16 protein-coding genes, 1 tRNA gene and 1 other RNA gene are annotated in these 19,197 nt (G+C 72.8%); 9 read left to right on the top strand and 9 right to left on the bottom strand.

Annotation, left to right across the window (positions count from 1 at the left end):
* Window positions 1–112 precede the first annotated feature (112 nt).
* The 4 genes from M4V62_RS22435 to ffs all read right to left on the bottom strand — a co-directional run bounded on the left by M4V62_RS22435 (window position 113) and on the right by ffs (window position 6,637).
* Window positions 113–2,011, bottom strand: a complete 1,899-nt coding sequence (locus tag M4V62_RS22435; RefSeq protein ID WP_249589028.1) for a hypothetical protein — start codon at window positions 2,009–2,011, stop codon at window positions 113–115.
* A 372-nt stretch (window positions 2,012–2,383) separates the two neighbouring features.
* Window positions 2,384–3,637, bottom strand: a complete 1,254-nt coding sequence (gene purD / locus M4V62_RS22430) for a phosphoribosylamine--glycine ligase (protein WP_249589027.1) — start codon at window positions 3,635–3,637, stop codon at window positions 2,384–2,386.
* 630 nt (window positions 3,638–4,267) lie between these two features.
* Window positions 4,268–6,496 carry a DNA polymerase III subunit gamma and tau gene (locus tag M4V62_RS22425; protein WP_249589026.1) on the bottom strand — a complete coding sequence of 743 codons (2,229 nt, stop codon included), beginning with the start codon at window positions 6,494–6,496 and terminating at the stop codon, window positions 4,268–4,270.
* Between the two features lie 42 nt (window positions 6,497–6,538).
* Window positions 6,539–6,637: signal recognition particle sRNA small type (ffs, locus tag M4V62_RS22420), an RNA gene on the bottom strand.
* A gap of 142 nt (window positions 6,638–6,779) precedes the next feature.
* Here ffs and M4V62_RS22415 point away from each other — a divergent pair.
* Window positions 6,780–6,867 (top strand) — tRNA-Ser (locus M4V62_RS22415).
* Between the two features lie 88 nt (window positions 6,868–6,955).
* Here M4V62_RS22415 and M4V62_RS22410 read toward each other — a convergent pair.
* Both M4V62_RS22410 and M4V62_RS22405 read right to left on the bottom strand, forming a co-directional pair.
* Window positions 6,956–8,335, bottom strand: a complete 1,380-nt coding sequence (locus M4V62_RS22410; RefSeq protein ID WP_249589025.1) for an FAD-binding oxidoreductase — start codon at window positions 8,333–8,335, stop codon at window positions 6,956–6,958.
* Window positions 8,336–8,524: 189 nt separating this feature from the next.
* Window positions 8,525–9,757, bottom strand: a complete 1,233-nt coding sequence (locus M4V62_RS22405; protein ID WP_249589024.1) for a PucR family transcriptional regulator — start codon at window positions 9,755–9,757, stop codon at window positions 8,525–8,527.
* A 107-nt stretch (window positions 9,758–9,864) separates the two neighbouring features.
* Here M4V62_RS22405 and M4V62_RS22400 point away from each other — a divergent pair, with 107 nt between their 5' ends.
* Window positions 9,865–10,728, top strand: a complete 864-nt coding sequence (locus tag M4V62_RS22400) for an SGNH/GDSL hydrolase family protein (protein WP_249589023.1) — start codon at window positions 9,865–9,867, stop codon at window positions 10,726–10,728.
* A gap of 53 nt (window positions 10,729–10,781) precedes the next feature.
* Window positions 10,782–11,678 carry a poly(ethylene terephthalate) hydrolase family protein gene (locus tag M4V62_RS22395; protein ID WP_249589022.1) on the top strand — a complete coding sequence of 299 codons (897 nt, stop codon included), beginning with the start codon at window positions 10,782–10,784 and terminating at the stop codon, window positions 11,676–11,678.
* 14 nt (window positions 11,679–11,692) lie between these two features.
* On the opposite strand, the gene M4V62_RS22390 is transcribed toward M4V62_RS22395, so the two are convergent.
* The gene (locus M4V62_RS22390) at window positions 11,693–12,178 is read right to left on the bottom strand and encodes a cupin domain-containing protein (RefSeq protein WP_249589021.1); all 486 of its coding nucleotides are present in this window, start codon (window positions 12,176–12,178) and stop codon (window positions 11,693–11,695) included.
* Window positions 12,179–12,338: 160 nt separating this feature from the next.
* Between M4V62_RS22390 and M4V62_RS22385 the strand changes: the two genes are divergently transcribed.
* Window positions 12,339–13,280 (top strand): LysR family transcriptional regulator, encoded by a 942-nt coding sequence (locus M4V62_RS22385; protein WP_249589020.1) that lies wholly within the window; start codon window positions 12,339–12,341, stop codon window positions 13,278–13,280.
* Here the strand turns inward: M4V62_RS22385 and M4V62_RS22380 are convergent.
* Window positions 13,226–13,783 (bottom strand): GNAT family N-acetyltransferase, encoded by a 558-nt coding sequence (locus M4V62_RS22380; RefSeq protein ID WP_249589019.1) that lies wholly within the window; start codon window positions 13,781–13,783, stop codon window positions 13,226–13,228. The genes M4V62_RS22385 and M4V62_RS22380 overlap by 55 nt on opposite strands.
* Window positions 13,784–13,977: 194 nt before the next feature.
* Here M4V62_RS22380 and M4V62_RS22375 point away from each other — a divergent pair, with 194 nt between their 5' ends.
* Together M4V62_RS22375 and M4V62_RS22370 are read left to right on the top strand one after the other, a co-directional pair.
* A complete protein-coding gene (locus M4V62_RS22375; RefSeq protein ID WP_249589018.1) occupies window positions 13,978–14,268 on the top strand; it encodes a hypothetical protein in 291 nt (96 codons plus the stop codon).
* A gap of 11 nt (window positions 14,269–14,279) precedes the next feature.
* Window positions 14,280–15,479, top strand: a complete 1,200-nt coding sequence (locus M4V62_RS22370; RefSeq protein WP_249589017.1) for a flotillin family protein — start codon at window positions 14,280–14,282, stop codon at window positions 15,477–15,479.
* A gap of 61 nt (window positions 15,480–15,540) precedes the next feature.
* On the opposite strand, the gene M4V62_RS22365 is transcribed toward M4V62_RS22370, so the two are convergent.
* The gene (locus M4V62_RS22365) at window positions 15,541–17,142 is read right to left on the bottom strand and encodes an ABC-F family ATP-binding cassette domain-containing protein (protein WP_249589016.1); all 1,602 of its coding nucleotides are present in this window, start codon (window positions 17,140–17,142) and stop codon (window positions 15,541–15,543) included.
* Between the two features lie 171 nt (window positions 17,143–17,313).
* Between M4V62_RS22365 and M4V62_RS22360 the strand changes: the two genes are divergently transcribed.
* From M4V62_RS22360 to M4V62_RS22350, 3 genes are all read left to right on the top strand, one after another.
* The gene (locus M4V62_RS22360; protein ID WP_249589015.1) at window positions 17,314–17,898 is read left to right on the top strand and encodes an HhH-GPD-type base excision DNA repair protein; all 585 of its coding nucleotides are present in this window, start codon (window positions 17,314–17,316) and stop codon (window positions 17,896–17,898) included.
* Between the two features lie 755 nt (window positions 17,899–18,653).
* Window positions 18,654–18,968, top strand: coding sequence for a hypothetical protein (locus M4V62_RS22355; protein ID WP_249589014.1), 315 nt, complete (start codon window positions 18,654–18,656; stop codon window positions 18,966–18,968).
* Window positions 18,969–19,034: 66 nt separating this feature from the next.
* Window positions 19,035–19,193, top strand: coding sequence for a hypothetical protein (locus tag M4V62_RS22350; protein ID WP_249589013.1), 159 nt, complete (start codon window positions 19,035–19,037; stop codon window positions 19,191–19,193).
* Window positions 19,194–19,197 lie beyond the last annotated feature (4 nt).

Raw genomic sequence — 19,197 nt, 5'->3', positions numbered from 1 at the left:
CTGACATGTCCGGACCGGCGGTCGATCCCAGCACATCACATTACGCACGCACTCCGTCACCGTTCGTCGCTAATCGACGAGAACGGAAGGGAGCGTTCCGGAGAGTGGGGGCTCAGACCAGCCGGACCGGCTTCTCCGGGCGGACGCCCAGGCGGGCCAGCCAGCCGCGCAGCGGGATGGAGTCGCCGTCCTCCACGAGGCTCCGGACGTGCGGTGTGAGGTCCGCCGCCCGCACGCCGTCGATCAGGAGGGACGGGCCGTCCAGCCAGTCGAGACCGGGGGCCGCGTCCGCCGTGTCCACGGCCGCGCAGCAGACCAGCGCCGTGACGTGATCGGCCAGCAACTCCCGTCCCGTACGCGGCGGTTGGAGCGGGAACAGCGGCAGCATGCCGTCGTCCCAGAGCGCGTCGTCCGGGCCCTGTCCCGTGGGCGCGGGGCGGGGCGGGGCGGCGGCTTCCTCGCGGGCGATCTCCGCACTGAGGCCCGCGGCGAGGAGTCCGCCGGGGCCGTCGGTGGACTCCTCGGGGTCGACGGGTTCTTCGCCGTACGAGGACTCTTCGCCGTACGCGGGCCCTTCGCCGTACGCGGACTCTTCGCCGTACGCGGACTCTTCGCCGTACGAGGGCAATTCGGCGTCCAGGGGCTCTGCGCTGCCCGGGATGAGGGGCGCTGCGGTGGGCTCGGTCGCGAGAGCTGGTCCGCTGTCCTGCGCCGTCAGATGGTCCAGTACGCGGCCCAGCGTCGGCCCCTCGGAGTCGGGGGCCGTCGGGTCGGCGGAGTGGCTGACGCCCAGGGAGTCGAGGACCCGGTGGAGGCGGGCGGCGTCCATGCGCCACTTGCGGTCGACGACCTCGTCCGGATACTCCTGCCACGCCACCGGCGCCCAGTCCGGGCCCTGCTCGGCGGGGCCGCCGTGGAAGAGGCGGGCGGCGAGCAGCGAAGCCGCCTCGTCCACCGAACCCGGCTCCTCCAGGAGGTCACAGGCGGGGCGCTCGCCCAGGCGGGACGTGAAGCCCTCGGCCAGGCGGTCCCTGCGGGAGAGCTCGGTGAGGGCGGAGACGACGCCCGCGTCCAGACGCGACGGCCAGCGCCCCATCCGCCAGGCGGGCAGCGCGACCTTGGTCAGGAGCCGGTCCCACCCGGCATACGCCAGGCCCACCTGCTCCTGGGCGACGATCCGCACCCCGTAGTCCACGGCCTGGGCGCGCTCGGCGGCGGCCGCCGCGACCCCGCGCTCCATCTCGCCCGCATGCCCGCGGCAGCTGCGCAGGAGCAGCCGCACCACCCAGCCGGCGCCGCCGAGGACCGCACGCACGAGCGGACCGCGCCCCGGGGCGGAGGTGACCGCGACCGCGGCGTCGAGACCGCGGATGAAGCGCCGGGCCGCGGCTATGTCGGGGTGCGCCGAGGGGCCCGTGCCTGCCACGACCGGGGCGAGCACCGCGCGGAGCTCGCCGACCCGCATCCACCACAGGAACGGGGAGCCGATGACGAGCACCGGAGCCACGGGGGCCTGGCGGCGCGGGGCGGGGCGACTGTCACGTACGCCGTTGCCCACCGGCTCAGCCGCGTCCGCGGGGGCCTCCGCGGGCGGGCCGTGCGCGGGGTGCGTGCGGTCCTCCAGCCAGCTGTCGCAGTCCGGGGTGAGCGCTATCGCCGAGGGCGCGGGCACGTCCAGGCGGTCGGCGAGGTCCCGCACCAGGCGATACAGATCGGGGGCCGAGCCCTCTGCGATCGGGACGGTCGGGCTGACGGCGGGCCTGGACCGCGCGACGACGAGCGCGATGCCCGCGGCGGCGATCAGCACGAGGACGGCGACGACCGTCACGACGCCGCGCACGACGTCCCAACTCCCGCCGGTGGCATGGCCCGTGGCCCCGCCCGCGATCAGCACGACGGCGACGGCAGCGGGCAGCAGTGCGACGGCGAGCGCCCTGCTGCGGATGCGCAGCACGGCGAGCGCCTGGGAACGTGCGGACTGCACGCCCACCTCCACACCCGTACCTGACACGACCGATGTCACCCCCTGCTGCCTGTGCCGCCTGCTCCCCGGCCGAGGGCCGGGACCGCGGGCGGACGGCAGCCGCCGATGGATTTGCTCACTCCCCCACTGTGGCACCCGCCACTGACATCGCAATGCCGGTGGTCTGTTTGGCTCTGGGCACCCTTAACCGCTTGCGCCGCACCCTAGTTGGGGCGCCGGGCATCGTCAGCCGGATGGGCCAGCGGTCACTCGATGGAATGGCTTTGGGTAAAGGTGGATGACGGGGTGGATGACGATCAGGCCCCGGATCCAGTGTTGGATCCGGGGCCTGAGAGCGTTTCGCGGGTGACGCGCAGGTGATGCGAGGGAGACGCGAGGGAGACCTTTACGGGGCTTGTGTCACGCCTCCGACGCCGCCTTCGCCGCGATGTCCGTGCGGTGCTGGGAGCCGTCGAGGCGGATGCGGGACAGCGCCGCGTACGCGCGCTCGCGCGCCGCGGTCAGATCCGTGCCGGTCGCCGTCACGGAGAGCACACGGCCGCCCGCGCTGACCACGGCGTCGCCGTCGCGCTTCGTCCCCGCGTGCAGGACGTACGCGTCGGGGGCATCCTGTGCCGCGACATCGTCGAGTCCTTCGATGGGGTCGCCGGTGCGCGGGGTCTCCGGGTAGTTGTGCGAGGCGATGACCACGGTCACCGCGGCGTCGTCGCTCCAGCGCAGTGGGGGCAGGTCGACGAGGGTGCCGTTCGCCGCGGCCAGCAGGACACCGGCGAGCGGGGTCTTCAGGCGGGCGAGGACGACCTGCGTCTCGGGGTCGCCGAAGCGGGCGTTGAACTCGATGACGCGTACGCCGCGGCTGGTGATCGCAAGGCCCGCGTAGAGCAGCCCCGAGAACGGGGTGCCGCGCCGTCGCAGCTCGTCGACGGTCGGCTGGAGCACGCTCTGCATGACCTCGTCGACCAGCTTCGGGTCGGCCCAGGGGAGCGGGGAGTACGCGCCCATGCCGCCCGTGTTCGGGCCTTCGTCGCCGTCGAGCGCGCGCTTGAAGTCCTGCGCGGGCTGGAGCGGTACGACGGTGACGCCGTCCGTGATGGCGAAGAGGGAGACCTCGGGGCCGTCGAGGAACTCCTCGATGACGACGCGGTCGCAGGCGAGGGCGTGGGTGCGGGCGGCGTCGATGTCGTCCGTCACGACGACGCCCTTCCCGGCGGCGAGCCCGTCGTCCTTGACGACGTAGGGCGCACCGAAGGCGTCGAGCGCCTCATCGATCTCTTCGGGGGTCGTGCAGACGTAGGACCGCGCGGTGGGGACCTGGGCGCCCGCCATCACGTCCTTGGCGAAGGCCTTGGAGCCCTCCAGCTGGGCGGCCTCCTCGGAGGGCCCGAAGCAGGGGATACCGGCGTCGCGTACGGCGTCGGCGACTCCGGCGACGAGCGGCGCCTCCGGGCCCACGATCACCAGATCGGCGCCGAGCCGGGTGGCGAGGGCGGACACCGCGCTGCCGTCGAGGGCGTCGACCGGGTGCAGCTCGGCCACGTCCGCGATGCCGGCGTTGCCGGGGGCGCAGTACAGGGCGGAGACGTCGGGGTCGAGGGACAGAGAGCGGCACAGGGCGTGTTCGCGGGCACCACTGCCGATGACGAGGACCTTCACGGGCGTCAGCCTAGCTGGCGCGGGCCGGTGCGTTCGTACGGGAGCCCCAGCGGGGAAGCCTCCGGCGGTTGTACGTTCCTCCAGGCTGGGGAGGGCTTCTGCGGCTCTCCACGGCTGCGGGGCCGCGGGGGGCGGCCCCTGACTTGCCCTTGCTCGCCCTGGCTTCGGGCACCGCGCGGGCGGTCCCGCTGCCCGGCGCTCGATTGGCTCTCCCTGGCTGGGGGCGCCGTGCCTTCGCCCGCGGGTCCGGCGTCCGGGGCGCCCCTCACCCGACCCGGCGCTCCCTTCGCTGTCCTTCGCCGGGAGTGCCGTGCCTTCGCCTGCGGGCCGTCTTCGGACTGGCCCGCCGCTCCGCGGCGGATCTTTCCCGCCCACCCACCCGATTGCCCCGGGGTGAACGGGTGGGTGGGCGGGGAGCATCCGGCGCGAAGCGGCGGGATAGGGCAGCGGCACTCCCGCACCCGAACCGCGCTGCGGGGTAACGGGTGGGTGGGCGGGAGAGATCCGGCGCGAAGCGGCGGGCTTGTCCGGGCCCCGGGCCGCAGGCGAAGGCACCGACAGGGCTAGGCCTGGCCGGGCCCCCGGTCCGGCGAGCGGGGCAGCACCGCCCCGGGTCAGCCACGCAGTGGATCAGGGTTCGTTGTTGTATTCCTCGACGATCGTGGCGCCCAGTTCACGGACGATCAGGTCGTGGCCGGACAGTGCCGACTCGACCAGGTCGGGGTCGTCGTCCGCCGGAATGTCGTCCTCCGCGGACACGTGGTCCGGGACGTGCCGCTCCGGGGCCGGTGCGGGAGTCGGCGCCTGCGCCTGCGCCCGGCCGGCGGCGGGCGGCGGAGGCTGCGGCGACTGCTGCTGCGGAGCCGGGCGGGCCGGCGGCGGCGCGCTGCCTCCGAAGTTGCCCGCCGCGGGCGGCGGCGCAGAGCCCCCCGAGGGGTCGACGATCGCCTCGACCTTCCACTGCACCCCGAACTGCTCGGACAGCGCCTGCCGCAGCACATCCTCGCTGCCGCTGCTGGCGAAGTTGTCCCGCGCGCCCGCGTTGACGAAGCCGATCTGCAGTGTCGTCCCGTCGAAGCCCGCCACCTGGGCGTTCTGGCTCAGCAGGATCCAGGTGAAGCGGCGGCGGCCCTTCACCGCGTCGAGGATGTTCGGCCACAGGGTGCGCGGGTCGGGCCCGCCCACCGGAGCCTGGGCCTGAGGCGCAGCCGGAGCCGCAGCCGGAGCAGGCGTCGGAGCAGGGGCAGCCGGCGCGGGCTGCTGCGGGGCCGCCGGAGCACCGCCACCCGCGGACGCGGCCGTGGGCCAGCCCCCCGGGCGAGGAGCCTCCTGCGCAGGTCCGCTCCCCGGCGCCGAAGCCGTGGGCCACCCACCGGGGCGGCGCTCACCGGCCGGCGCGGCAGCCGGAGCCGCGGGAGCGGGAGCGGTAGCAGGAGCCGCCTGCACCGGCGGCGGCGCAGCCTGAGCAGGAGCAGCAGCAGGAGCCTCGGGCTCAGGCGCCGCCCCCCCGCCCCGCACAGCCGCCCGCGCCGCCGCAGCCCCGCCCCCCGGCGGAACCGGCGGACCCGGCGGACCCGAAGCGACCTGCGGCCCCGCGCCCCCCTGCGGCTGCCCTCCCGCATGGGCGTCGGGCCCAGGAACGTACGCCATCGCGGGACCAGGACCGCCGCCCTGACCGCCCTGACCGCCCGCCATGAAGTTGCCGCCCCGCTCGAGCCGGTCGAGCCGGGCCATGAGCGAGCGCTCGTCGTCGTACGCGGCCGGAAGCAGCACGCGCGCGCAGATCAGCTCGAGCTGCAGCCGGGGCGAGGTCGCCCCCCGCATCTCCGTCAGGCCTTCGTTCACGATGTCGGCCGCGCGGCTGAGCTCGGCACCGCCGAAGACACCCGCCTGCGCCTGCATCCGCTCCACGACGTCCGACGGGGCGTCGATGAGCCCCTTCTCCGCCGCGTCCGGAACCGCCGCGAGGATCACCAGGTCCCGCAGCCGCTCCAGAAGGTCGGCGACGAAGCGCCGCGGGTCGTTGCCGCCCTCGATGATGCTGTCGACGATCTCGAAGGCGGCGCCCCCGTCCCCGGAAGCGAAGGCCTCCACCACGGCGTCGAGCAGCGTCCCGTCCGTGTAACCGAGAAGGGACGTCGCCATGGCATACGTCACACCGTCCGTCGCCGCGGACGCGAGGAGCTGGTCCATGACGGACATCGAGTCACGCACGGAACCGGCACCGGCCCGCACGACCAGCGGGAACACGCCCTCCTCGACGGCCATCTGCTCACGGCCGCACACGTCCGCCAGATACTCCCTGAGCGTCCCGGGCGGCACGAGGCGGAACGGATAGTGGTGCGTGCGCGAGCGGATCGTCCCGATGACCTTCTCGGGCTCCGTCGTCGCGAAGATGAACTTGAGGTGCTCCGGCGGCTCCTCCACCACCTTCAGCAGGGCGTTGAACCCCGCCGGCGTGACCATGTGGGCCTCGTCGATGATGTAGATCTTGTACCGGCTGCTCGCCGGGCCGAAGAAGGCCTTCTCGCGCAGGTCACGGGCGTCGTCCACACCGCCGTGCGAAGCGGCGTCGATCTCGATGACGTCGATCGAACCCGGGCCGTTCCTCGCCAGGTCCCGGCAGGACTGGCACTCGCCGCAGGGTGTCGGAGTGGGACCTTGCTCACAGTTGAGGCAGCGGGCCAGGATGCGCGCGCTGGTCGTCTTGCCGCAGCCGCGCGGACCACTGAACAGGTAGGCGTGGTTGACCCGGTTGTTGCGCAGCGCCTGCTGCAACGGGTCGGTTACATGCTCCTGCCCGATGACCTCGGCGAACGACTCCGGGCGATAGCGGCGGTACAACGCGAGAGACGACACGCATACGAGGTTATAGGCGCCCACTGACAACACATACCGCGAACGCAAAGCGCCCCCCACGCACCCGCCAGAGCCAACCTACCCTTGCTGCCTTCCGGCCCTGGGGGAGTTCAGTCAGATAGCGCCACGTGAGGGGCTGACGCCCACCCTAGCGGATCCCCTGGGCCGGAAGCCACGTCGGTCCGGCCCCGGCACCCGCCCCGGGACGATCTCGGAAGCGATCTTGGGACCGGAGGCGGATCGTGTTCGCGAGCACTCCTCAACGTCTTGTATTGTTTGCGGCGGAGGATTCGCCTAGTGGCCTAGGGCGCACGCTTGGAAAGCGTGTTGGGGGCAACCCCTCACGAGTTCGAATCTCGTATCCTCCGCCAGTGCCTCACCGGGCACTAACGTTGCAGGGCCCCACCGTTCGCGGTGGGGCCCTTCGACGTTCTCCGCCCCGTTTTTCCCCGCACGAGCTCACGAAGCCGGCGCGATGTTCTGGTTGGCGTGGAAGAGGTTCTCCGGGTCGTAGGCGTTCTTGATGCGGGTGAGCCGGGCGTAGTGGTCGCGGTAGGTGGCCTTCACGCGGCTCTGGCTCTCGCCCTCGCCTATGAAGTTGACGTACGCGCCGCCCATGGAGTGCGGGTGCAGCTCTTCCCAGTAGTCGACGCACCACTGCCTGATCGTCCCCGCATTGGCCGGGTCCGGGTCGATGCCGCCGATGACTCCTGACCAGACCGCGTCACGGTAGCCCCACGCGGTGTCCTCCTGGTCGACACGGGCGGCCGCTCCGTCGACCGGGTAGAGGTGCATCGTCGACAGGTCGGTGGGGAGGTTCTCGGCGTACTTGGCGTGCACGTCGATCGCGTCGTCGGTGATCCGGTCGAAGAAGTCGCCGCGCCAGTACCACTGGAGTCCGGTGGGGATCAGCTCGTCGAACATGGTCTGCAGCGCGGGGTAGGGCATCGGCGCGGTGAAGTGGAAGGCGGGCGGGCCCGGTTCGTTCACCGCGGCCAGGGCCTTCTCGGCGTCGTCCGGGTCGCCCGTCCAGCACCACACGACACCGCACATCTTCTGGCCGTGTATCTCCTCCGGGAACGGCGGGCCCGGCGGGACGGTGAGTGCGGCGAAGAAGCCGTTCAGGTCGTCGGGTGCCTGCGGCAGGAAGTCGCGGTACCAGCGCAGCACGTCGCGGGTCATGTCCACCGGCCACACGGTGAGTCCGACGACCACGTCGCCCACCGGGTGCAGCCGGAAGCGGAACGACGTCACGATGCCGAAGTTCCCGCCGCCGCCGCGCAGGGCCCAGAACAGGTCCGGGTGCTGGGACTCGCTCGCGGTGACGAAGCTGCCGTCGGCGAGGACGACGTCAGCGGCGACGAGGTTGTCGATCGTCAGGCCGTACTTGCGGGTGAGGTGGCCGTGGCCGCCGCCGAGGGTGAGGCCCCCGACGCCCGTCGTCGACATGATTCCGGCGGGGGTGGCGAGGCCGAAGGCGTGGGCCGCGTGGTCGAGGTCGCCGAGCTGGCTGCCGCCGCCTACCCGGGCCGTCCTCGCCACCGGGTCGACGCGTGCCCAGCGCATGGGCGACAGGTCGATGGTGACGCCGTCGTCGACCTCGCAGAGCCCGGCACCGCTGTGGCCGCCGCCCCGGACGGCGAGTTCCAGGTCCCGGTCGCGGACGAAGTCGACGGCGGCCATGACGTCCGCGGCGTCGGAGCACCGCACGAGGGCGGCGGGGCGCCTGTCGATCATCGCGTTGTACATCGTGCGGGCCCGGTCGTACTCGGGGTCCTGCGGGCCGATGACCGGGCCGCGGAGCGCGGCCCTCATGTCGTCGAGGGTGGTGCCGTCCATGACGGGCTCCTTGCCGAGACGCGGACCGCTTCTCCCACCCGGCCTCTCCCCTGTCGGGCCGTCGGTGAGCGGATGTGCGCCGGCGTCCTGGCGCCCCCCGCCAGCAGCAGAGCTGACCTCTCCAGGATCCCGCCGCTCGGCCCGGCCCGCAATCCGCGAGTGGCACGCCTGCCCTCGTCACGCCCGTCCTCAGGACGTCCCCGACGCGTCGTACGCCGTCAGTGCCGCCCGCAGCGTCAGCAGATCCGTGTGCGCGGCGACGTCGAGGCCGGTCAGGGCCGCGATGCGGCGCAGGCGGTAGTCGACGGTGTTGGGGTGCACGTGCAGGCGTGCCGCCGTCCGTCTGCGGTCCAGGTTCGACGCGAAGTACGTCCGCAGGGTCGCCGTCAGGTCCGGCCCCTCCGCCAGGGGGGACAGGAGTGCGGCCAGGTGGGCGCGGGCGGGGCTCGCGCGGGTGAGCTGGTAGTCGAGGAGCAGCGCCGTCAGGGGGTAGACGCCCGGCGGCCGTCCCGTGCCCACCGCGGTGTCGCGCAGTTCGGTGGCGAGGCGGACGGCGTGCGGGACGTCGGCCGGTGCGCTCGCGGCGACGCCCGCGGTCAGGGGCACTCCGCTGACGGTGATCAGGGATCGCGTCAGGTTCTCGAGGCGTGCCCGGTCGGCTTCGGGCGCACGGTCCGGTGCGGTCTCGGACGGGATGAGCGCGAGGCCCTCGTCGGCGGACAGGCGGGAGAGGACGGGGTGGCCGAGGGCGCGGTCGAGCTCCGTACGCAGGCGTCTGATCTTGCGCCGGGATGCCACGGTGGCGTCGACGTCCTCGCGGTCCTCGTCGGGGTGGCGGCCGATGGTGAAGGCGAGCACCAGATAGCAGGGCGGGAGACGTATCCCCAGGTGGGCGGGGTCGAGCCGGGCGCCGCCCGCGTCCACCCGGTCGTCGAGGCCGTCGAGGAGCGCGGACAGGGCCGTGTGCCGGGCCGCGTCCCGCTCCCCGATCAGCGACTGGCTCTCCTCCACGTATCCCGATGTGACGGCGGCAGTGATCTCCCGCAGGCAGTCGAGCAGCAGCCGGTGGGCCTCGATCAGGTCCTGCGGTTCGGCCGTCGCCGCGACCTCCTCGACGCAGATGCGGGCCCCGTAGTGATAGGCGCTGACGACCGCGTCCACGGGGAGGCGTTCCTCCGCCCGTCTGGCCGCCGAGCGGCGCACGGTCTCCAGGAACTCCGGGGGCGGCATCCGCTCCGTGCGCAGCACCTCGGCGAAGGCGCGGATCGTCATGACGACGATGGCCCTGACGTCTCCGTGCAGTTCCTCGGCGGGCAGCCGGCCGTAGACCGGGAGGCCGTCCGCGATGCGCCGGGTGACCGTCGCGGCGAGGCCCGGTACGTCGGCGATCAGGAAGCGGCCCACGCTTTTGTCACCGGTCACAACTGACCCCTCGGAAAGTCTGGTTGCGCGCCTAGGACACCGAGGCGGCGATGGCCCGGATCATAAGGGCGTCCGTTACCCCCGGTACACCCCACACAGGAGAGCCCGTGCGCCCCACACGCGCCCGTACCACCGCGGTCATGGCCGCCGCCCTGTCCGCCTGCGTCATCGGAACGGCTCCGGCCGCCGGGGCGGTGTCGTCGAAGGCCGACGAGCCCCTGGAGTACGTCGCCATCGGCGACTCGTTCGCCGCGGGGCCTCTCATCCCCGGCCAGAGCCAGCTGTCCTGTCTGCGCTCCGACCACAACTACCCGGCCGTGGCGGCCAAGGCGCTGGGCGCGAAGCTCACCGACGTCAGCTGCTCGGGCGCGAAGGTGAGCGACTTCTCCGGGCGGCAGTTCGGGCTGCTCGCGCCGCAGTACGAGGCTCTTGAGCCCGGCACCGACCTGGTGACCCTGACCATCGGCGGCAACGACGTCAGCCTCGTCACCAAGGCGCTCGGCTGCGTCAACCTCCTGCCGAAGCCCACCGGCGTCTCCTGTGCCGACACCGCCGCCGCCGAGGGCGACCCCACCGCGAAGGCCATCGACGCCTGGAGCGCCACCTTCGGGCAGGCCCTGGACGAGGTGCACCGGCGCGCGCCGAACGCCCGTGTCGTCGTGGCGGGTTACGCCACCTACGTCCGCAAGGACGGCTGCTGGCCCACCCAGCCCCTGTGGGACAAGGACGCCAACTACCTCCAGGCGCGCGTGAACCAGCTCAACGGCGTGCTCGCCGAACAGAGCCGGGCCCACGGCGCCACCTACGTCGACACCGCCGCCGTCAGCGCCGGACACGACACCTGCGCCGCACCGGCCGAGCGCTACATCGAGGGCCTGCTGCCCACCAGCGTCGCGGCCCCGCTGCACCCCAACGCCCGCGGCATGGCCGCCTTCGGGACGGCCGTCGCCCAGGCCGCGACGCGCCCGTGACGGCCCGCGCCCTCGCCCGCGCCTGCGCCCGCGCCTCAGGACAGGGGACCCCTATGCCAGGAATCCGCGGGGCCCGGCGGTCCGCCGCCGTGCTCGCCGCGTCGCTCGCGCTGTCGGCCGCTCTCACGGGCCAGTCGCTCGCGCAGCCGGATACCCGGCCGGGGGCGACGACGGCCCGCGCGGCTGCCGACTGCCCTTCGGTGGGCGGCCGGTGGGCCGACGAAGGGCCCTTCGCCGTGACCAAGGAGCGCGCCGGGCTGAGCCACACCATTCTGCGCCCGACCGAACTGGGCAGCAGGGGCTGCGCGAAGCACCCGGTGATCATCTGGGGCAACGGCACGTTCGTGACCCCGGTCATCTACGACGGGCTCCTGAAGCACCTCGCGTCGCACGGGTTCATCGTGGTCGCCGCGAACACCACGCAGTCGGGGACCGGCCACGCCATGCTCGGCGGCCTCGACGTGGTGAAGAAGGCCGCCGATGCCCCCAAGAGCCCGTACTACGGCAAGGTCGACCTGGAGAAGGTCGGCGCGGCGGGCCACTCGCAGGGCGGCGGCGGAGCGATCAACGCCGGTGCCGACCCGCGCGTCGACGTCACCGTCCCCATCGAACCGGGCCCCCTGGGCAGGGTCGGCGACCTCAAGGGGCCCATGTTCATCCTCGGCGGCGAGCACGACCCGGTGGTGGCCCCCGAGCTCCTGGTGATCCCCCGGTACGAGAGCGCGGATCACATCCCCGCCGTCTACGGGGAGTTGGCGGGCGCCACGCACGTGACCCCCGCCGGGGACGGCGGCGGGTTCCGCGGCCCGGTCACCGCCTGGTTCCGCTACTTCCTGATGGGCGACCAGGAAGCGCGCGGCGAGTTCTTCGGCACCGACTGCGGTGCCTGCTCCTCGCCGGTCTGGTCGGACTTCCGGCGCAACGCACGGGCGACCGGACACGGAGGCTGATCCGCTCTCTCCCCTCAGCGGTCGACGAAGAAGCTGTCGTGCTTGACGAGGAACTCGCCGAATTCCTTGCCGCCCTTCTGGGCCATCTCCGCCACCTGCTCGAAGTACTCCTCGCGCGGGGCGCCCGGCGAGAAGAGCATGATCATGGAGGCGGGGTCGTCGCTGTCGTTCTTGAAGGCGTGCAGGCCGCCGACCGGGACGTAGAGGAAGTCGCCGGGGCCGCCGGTGATCCAGCGGTCGCCGTCGTAGAGCTGGACCTGTCCCGACAGGACGAAGAACGACTCCGAGATCGACTTGTGGAAGTGGGTGCTCGGGCCGGGCGACTTCGGGCCCAGATCCACCTTGTAGAGGCCGAATTCACCGCCGGTGGAGGCGTGCGTCGCGAGGTAGTGCGTGGCGTTCCCGCCGGGGCGGACCACCTCGGGCTCCTGGTCGACGGGCCTGAACACCGCGTTGATCTCGCCTTCCTCGCCGAGATAGCGCGGCTCTGGGTAGGACATGTTCCGCTCCTTCGTCCGTGACACGGTCGTGGGTGACACAGTCGGTCGTCGCGCACTGTCGCGCACTTGTCGCGCACCGGGTGCTGACTTTATCCACCGCTCGCCCACCCCCCTCATTAGTTGTGCGTAAGAATTCAGGGGGAGAGTTAAGCTGGACTGCATGCTTGATACGCGGCGCATGCAGGTCCTCCGGGCGGTGGTCACCAGCGGCTCCGTGACGGCCGCGGCCCGCAATCTCGGGTACACGCCCTCCGCGGTGAGCCAGCAGATGGCCGCCCTGGAGAAGGAGGCGGGCATCGCCCTCCTGGAGCGCACCGGCCGCGGGGTGCGGCCGACGGACGCCGGGCGGCTGCTCACCGAGTACGCGGTCACGATCGGCAAGCAGATCGCCGAGGCGGAGACCGCGCTCGCCGAGCTGCGGGAGGGGCGGACGGGCCGGGTCTCGATGCGGTACTTCACGACGGCGGGCTCGACACTCGTCGCCCCCGCACTGGCCGCGCTGCGGCGCGCGCAGCCCCGCGTACAGGTCGAGTTGAAGCTGTCGGATCCCGACGACCCGATGCCCGAGGTGCGGGACCGGCGGGCGGATCTGGCCCTGGTGGTCAGGCCGCGGGGCCAACTGGGCGTGGACGGGGTCCGGTTCGAGCATCTCTTGGACGACCGCTACCACGCCGTGCTCCCCGCGGGGCACCCGCTCGCCGCCAAGCGGCTGCTCGACATGACGGACCTGGCCGACGAGCCGTGGGTCGCCAGCGAGTCGCCGGGGCCGTGCCTCGACCCCATCCTGGAGGCGTGCGGCGCGGCCGGCTTCAGCCCGGACTTCGTGGTGGAGAGCGGGGACTACGCCACGGCACAGGGCTTCGTCGCCGCGGGCCTCGGCGTCAGCCTGGTCCCCGAACTCGGCCTGGACACGCCCCACTCCGGCGTGGTGGTCCGCGAGGTCCACAACCCGGTGCCGATCCGCTCGATCTACGCGGCGGTACGGGGCCCGGCGCCGGACCGCCCGGCGGTAGGGGGACTCCTGGAGGCGCTGCGGTCGGCGGTGACTCAGCTGGCAGAGGCTTCGGGGGCGGCGTCCACTTCGGCTTCGGGTGCGGCGTAGGACCGAAGGGTGACGGTCTGCCCCGGAGTCCAGTACTGCTCGCCGGTGCCGAGGAATCGCCAGCCCGTACGTGCGTAGAGCGCGATGGCCGAGGTGTCGGACGCGACGACGTCCAGGACGGCGGCCTGCCCCAACTCCCGTGCTTCGGCGACGACCTGGTCAAGGAGCATCGCCCCGATCCCGTGCCCGCGGGCCCCGGGCGCGACGAACAGCCGGCTGACGACAGCGACCCGCTCCCCCGCCAGGCCCTCGCGCCCGCTCCACAGGGCAGGGGCCACGTCATCCGCCCCGCTCCGGCAGAGCGCGACATGGCCGACGACGCGACCGCCGAGCTCGGCCACCCAGGCCCCGATCAGCGATCCCCCGGCCAGCCAGTCGCCCGGCCGCTCGGGCCAGTTGGTGGGGTACCCGTCGGCGATGTGCACCTGGCCGAGGGCTTCCACGCAGGCGGGGAGGTCGGAGGCGCGGCGGGGGCGGATGCGAGGGGCGGTGTCGTGGCGCATCAACGTATGCAAGCACAGGGGCGCAGAGGGCTGCGGTCGCTCCTGCCTCAGAAGGGCGCCGTGGGGTGAACGGGCGGGCAGGGAGCCCTCGTTCTTGACGGTCGGATGACCCTGTCGGGCATGGGCGACCCGCCCGCCTGCCGCTATGGTCAGGATCAGACAGAGCCTGCGTGACATGGGGGAGGCGGCCGCCGATGGCGCCGGATGAGGCTGTGATCGGCTGTACCGGTGAGCTCGTCATCGGTACACGCGGATCCGCGGGGCCCGGAGAGGTCCTGGTGCGGATCCGAGGAGGTTCCGAGACGTTTCTCGCCTGGTCCGACGAGCCGCTGCCGCGCGGCGCCACCGTGCTCGTGATCGATTCGCGGGGCAGCCGCCAGGTCGATGTCATCAAGTGGGCAGACCCGTTGGATCCGTTGGACCCATTGGACCCGTTGGGCCCGTTGAAATCGCTGGACGGCGACCGCGCCGACGGCGCCGGCTGAGGAGTCGATCCATGTTCGGTTACCGCGTTCCCGCCCCCGACGAGGCGATGCTGATCTCCGGCGGCAGACGAGGCCTCGGCGGCGCCCCGTTCCGGGTGGTGACGGGGCACGGCAAGTTCGTGCTCCCCATCTTCCGCAAGACCCGCTTCCTGACCCTGTCCATGTGCGAGGCGGAGGTCGTCGAGCACTGCGTGACCCGGCAGGGCATCGCCCTGAAGGTGCGGGCGGTGATCGCCTTCAAGGTCGGCAACGACAAGGAGAGCATCGTCAACGCGGGCCAGCGCTTCCTCTCCGACCAGGACCAGATGTCCGTCCTGACCGGCCGTATCTTCGCCGGTCATCTGCGCTCCATCATCGGCTCGATGACCGTCGAGGAGATCGTCACCGAGCGGCAGAAGCTCGCCACCGAGGTCCTTGACACCTCGAAGTCCGAGATGGCGAAGATCGGCCTGCACGTGGACTCGCTGCAGATCCAGTCGATCGACGACGGCGACACCGGCTACATCGACGCCATGTCCGCCCCGCACAAGGCCGCCATCCAGCGCCAGGCCCAGATCGCCCAGGCCAAGGCCACCCAGGCCGCGGCCGAGGCCGAGCAGGAGGCGGCGCGGAACCAGGCCGAGTACGCGCGGCAGACCGCGATCGTGCGGGCCCAGTACTCCGCCGAGGTCGAGCGGGCCCAGGCCAAGGCCGCCCAGGCGGGCCCCCTCGCGGAGGCGCACGCCCAGCAGGAGGTGCTCGACGCGCGCACCGAACTGGCCGAGCGCGCCGCCCAGTTGCGCCAGCAGCAGCTGGTCGCCGAGGTGGTCAAGCCCGCGGAGGCGGACGCCGAGCGCATCCGGGTCCTTGCCCTCGCCGAGGCCGAGCGGATGAAGATCCAGGCGGAGGCGGCCGCGTCGTACGACCGTGTCGCGCTGGACCGGATGCTGATCGACCAGTTGCCGCTGATCGTGAAGGAGGCGGCGACGGGCCTCTCCGGTGCCAACGTCAACGTACTGAACGGCGCGGACGGCCTCGGCGAGATCGCGGCCGGACTCGTCGGGCAGGGCCTGACGATCCTGGACTCGGTGCGCAACAACCTCGGTACGCCCACCGCGCGGGCTCAGACGCAGGGCGAGCGCGAACCGGTCGACATCAAGCGCTACTTGGGCGCCCCCGCCAACGGCCGGGGGGACGGCGGCAAGGGCGACGGCCCCGTGGAGATCCAGTAGTCCCGTGGGGCGGCCCGGCTCCATGTCGAATGCGGGCCGGGCCGCCGCCGGAGCACCCGCCCTAGGCGAGCGTGACGAGCTCCCGGTGGTCCGGACCCCACAGATCCTCGGTCCCGTCCGGCAGGAGCAGCACGCGATCGGGCCGCAGCGCGTCGATGGCCCCTTCGTCGTGCGTCACCATCACGATCGCGCCCGGATACGTCCCCACCGCGCCGAGCACCTCGTCACGCGAGGCCGGGTCGAGGTTGTTGGTGGGCTCGTCGAGGAGCAGGACGTTCGCCCCCGAGTGCACGAGCCCCGCGAGCGCGAGCCGCGTCTTCTCGCCGCCGGAGAGCACCGCGGCGGGCTTGTCGGCGTCGTCCCCGCGGAACAGGAAGGACCCGAGGACGCCCCGCACCTCACCGTCCGTGAGACCGGGCGCGGCGGCGGCGAGATTCTCACGCACCGTCATCCCGCCGTCGAGGGTGTCGTGCTCCTGCGCGAAGTAGCCGAGCCGGGCGCCGTGGCCGTGCACCACCCGTCCGCTGTCCGGGAGTTCGGCCCCGGCGAGGATGCGCAGCAGGGTGGTCTTCCCCGCGCCGTTCAGCCCGAGGACGACGAGCCGGCTCCCCCGGTCGACCGCGAGATCGACACCGCCGAGCACTCCACGCCCGCCGTACGCCTTGACCAGACTGACCGCACCGAGCGGCGTACGCCCGCACGGCGCGGGTTCGGGCAGCCGGATCCGCGCGACCCGCTCGTCCCTCCGCACGGGCTCGGTGGCGGCGAGCATCCGGTCGGCGCGGCGGGTCATGTTCTTCGCGGCGGTGGCGGTGGCGACGTGCGAGCGCATCTTCTCCGCCTGGCTGCGCAGCGAAGCGGCCTTCCGCTCCGCGTTGGCCCGCTCACGGGCGCGCCGCCGCTCGTCCGCGGCGCGCTGGTCGAGATAGGTGTGCCAGCCGGTGTTGTGCACGTCGAGGGCCGCGCGGCCGGGGTCGACGACGAAGACACGATTGACGGTGTCCGCGAGCAGCCCGACGTCATGACTGATGAGCACGAGCCCACCACTCCATGACCCCAGATACCCCTGCAGCCAGCCGACCGAATCGGCGTCCAGATGGTTGGTCGGCTCGTCGAGCAGCAGGGTGTCGTGGCGCGAGAAGAGGATCCGGGCCAGCTCGACGCGGCGCCGCTGGCCGCCGGAGAGGTGGCCCACCGGCGCGTCCATCATGTGCTCGGGCAGCCCGAGCCCGGCGGCCACGCGGGCGGCCTCCGCCTCGGCGGCGTACCCGCCCCGCGCCTGGAACGCGTCGTCCGCGCGGGTATAGGCGGCCATGGCCCGGCGCTGCTCGGCGTCGCTTCCGGCGGCGGCCATCGCGCGCTCGGCGGTACGCAGGGCCTGCGCCGCGCGGTCGAGGCCGCGGGCGGAGAGGATGCGGGCCGTGACGGTGCCGTGCGGGTCGGCGGCGGCGGGGTCCTGGGCGAGATAGCCGACGGAGCCGGTGGTCGTGAGGCTGCCCTCGGCAGGGGCGAGCTGCCCCGCGAGGGTCTTGAGCAGCGTGGTCTTGCCGGCGCCGTTGCGGCCCACGAGGCCGATGCGGTCGCCGGGGGCGATGTGGAAGGAGACGCCGGCCAGCAGGAGGCGGGCGCCGCCGCGGACGTCGATGCGTCGGGCGGTGATCATGAGGTAACGCTCCGCAGTAGCGAATGGACACACGGGTGACGTGGAGACCGGTGTCCTGGCTAGGAGATGCGGGGCGTAGACATACGACGAGGCTAACGGGGCGGGCGCTGCGGCCGCACGCGGATTTCGGGCACCGTGCGAAGGCCCGCCCCACGGGGGATGATCGACTCCATGGACGTCACCCTGCACCTGGCCCAGGAGCCGGAAGCCGATGAGCTCCTCGGCCGCAGTCCGCTGGCCGCGCTCGTCGGGATGCTGCTCGACCAGCAGGTTCCGATGGAGTGGGCGTTCGCAGGACCGCATACGATCGCGCGGCGGTTGAACGCGGACGATCTCGACGCGCACGAGATCGCGGCGTACGACCCCGACGAGTTCGCGGCGCTGCTCTCCACCAAACCGGCGGTGCACCGCTATCCCGGGTCGATGGCGAAGCGGATCCAGCAGCTCTGCGCCTACCTGGTGGAGCACTACGAGGGCGACCCCACCGCCCTGTGGGAGGGCGCCGCCTCCGGCAAGGACCTCCTGAAGCGCCTGAACGACCTCCCCGGCTTCGGGAAGCAGAAGTCCCAGATCTTCCTGGCCCTGCTCGGCAAGCAGCTGGGCGTACGGCCTTCGGGCTGGCGGGAGGCGGCGGGGGCGTACGGGGAGCCGGAGGCGTATCGCTCGGTCGCGGACATCACGGGCCCGGAATCCCTCCAGAGGGTCCGCACCCACAAACAACAACTAAAAGCAGCAGCAAAGGCCTCCGCCAAGTAACCACTACTGGGCCCCCGCCCTGTTCTCCAACCCCCGGCACCCCCCTGACCGAACAAGCCTCTCCCACCCACCCGCCCGATCACCCCGCATCCACCCCTGCCCGAAGTGGAGAGGTCCACGTGGTGGGCGGGTGGGTGAACGACAGAGACGGGGGTGGGTGGAGAGGTCCACGTGGTGGGCGGGTGGGTGAACGACAGAGACGGGGGTGGGTGGGGAGCGACGTCAGAGACGCCTCCCCTCAGCAGCCAGGGAGGTCGGCCCCCACGCACCCGCAGCCGGGAACGCTCGCGAGGGGACGGGCCGGTATGTCCGCCCGGAGCACGGTTCCCCGCACTCCAGCAGCGAAGCAGCTACACGGCCACCGGACGATAGCGAGGACGGACATACCGGCGCGGCCCCGCACCCACAGACGCACCAGCCCCGCAACACGAATGCACCCGCAGCCGGGAACGCACGCAAGGGGACGTGCCGGTATGTCCGCCCGGAGCACGGTTCCCCGCACTCCAGCACCGAAGCAACCCCGCGACCACCGGACGATAGCGAGGACGGACATACCGGCGCGGCCCCGCACCCACAGACGGACCCGCACCGCAGCGCCCCCACGCACCAGCAGCCCGCCCCGCCCCGCCCCGCCCCCAAGACAGACCCGCACCGCCCAGACCCGGCGTCAGCCGCCCGCAGTGGTCGTAGCCCAAGAGGGCGGATCTCGGCGTCGGGCCATGCCAACGGGGTTCAGCCGGGGGACATGACCCCTCATGAGCCGCGCCGCGTCACCCCGCCCCGCGTGGCTCCGCGCTGCCCTCATCCTGCTGGCCCTCCTGGGTGCCGTCCTCGCCCCCGCGGCCCCCACCGAAGCCGCCCCCTCCCCACCCGCGGCCGTCTCCACCGAGCCCACCGGCGAGGCCCACCAGGACACCTCCGACAGCGCACTCCGCGTCAGCACAAAGCGCCGCGTCCCCGTCACCACCACCGCAGCCGCCCGCCCCCGCGAACCCCGCCGAAGCCGCCCCCTCCCCACCCGCGGCCGCATCCACGTCCCCGCCCCACGCTCCGTCGTCCTCCGCTGCTGACAGTCCCCGCCCCGGACTGACCACCCCCCCCACCAGCAGCATCGAACCGACGAAGGACAGACACCCATGCCCATCGACCCGTACGCGGCCCTGCACGCCCTCCTCCGCGCCGAAGCCGTACGCAACGCTCCCGGCCCCGAGGCCACCGCCCCGGCCCCGTCACAGACAGAAGACGACGAGGACCACGACGAGAAGAAGCACAGCGCCGAGCAGAACGGCCGCTGACCCC

The organism is Streptomyces durmitorensis (genome assembly GCF_023498005.1).
Lineage (GTDB): Bacteria > Actinomycetota > Actinomycetes > Streptomycetales > Streptomycetaceae > Streptomyces > Streptomyces durmitorensis.
The sequence above is the reverse complement of the archived record's forward strand: the minus strand, read 5'-3'. Positions and strand labels throughout refer to the sequence as shown.